The organism is Photobacterium damselae (assembly GCF_003026815.1).
Taxonomy (GTDB): domain Bacteria; phylum Pseudomonadota; class Gammaproteobacteria; order Enterobacterales; family Vibrionaceae; genus Photobacterium; species Photobacterium damselae.
In genome coordinates this window covers 1-534 of sequence record NZ_PYOG01000124.1, presented here as the reverse complement: position 1 = coordinate 534, position 534 = coordinate 1, and the positions used below count along the sequence as shown (strand labels likewise).

Genomic DNA, 534 nt, shown 5'->3' with positions numbered 1-534 from the left:
CCAATTGTTTTAATGGTCGTGTTTGTCGTCTAACCATGATGTAAGTAAACAGCAGTAATAAAACGGTACTAAAGGTGAGAAATATAATTTGCTGACGCGTAATAATCTCATCTTTTAACATCATATAAGGGGCAGGCAATAGCGCTGCAATATATAACCACTGATCTTTATCAAGCTCTATTTGCACCACTAAAATGGGGGGATTAAGCGGCTCTAAACTTAACGTATTATGTACCCAAGAACGCGGTAGATCTGACAGCAAAATATCATTTTTTAATACATGCAGCGTTTCTGGACGTGAAAACTCAACATGAATATTACTAAGGGTAGGTAATTTTTCATGTAACACCGTTTTAAAAACTGACACTGCCATTTCTTTTTGTTCAGTATTTTTTATTGGCTTAATATTGATTTCTTGATCATTAAACGACACAAAAAAACGTGTCCCACCCATATTGCGCAACTGCTCTAATACAATATGGCGATATTCTAGCGGCAATGATTGGAAGAAATTCACTGTCGATGCAAACATGG

Annotated in this window: 1 pseudogene; it reads right to left on the bottom strand. The window is 36.1% G+C overall.

Annotated elements, in window-relative coordinates:
- Window positions 1-534, bottom strand: a pseudogene (locus CTN07_RS22650) (two-component sensor histidine kinase); the annotation flags it as partial.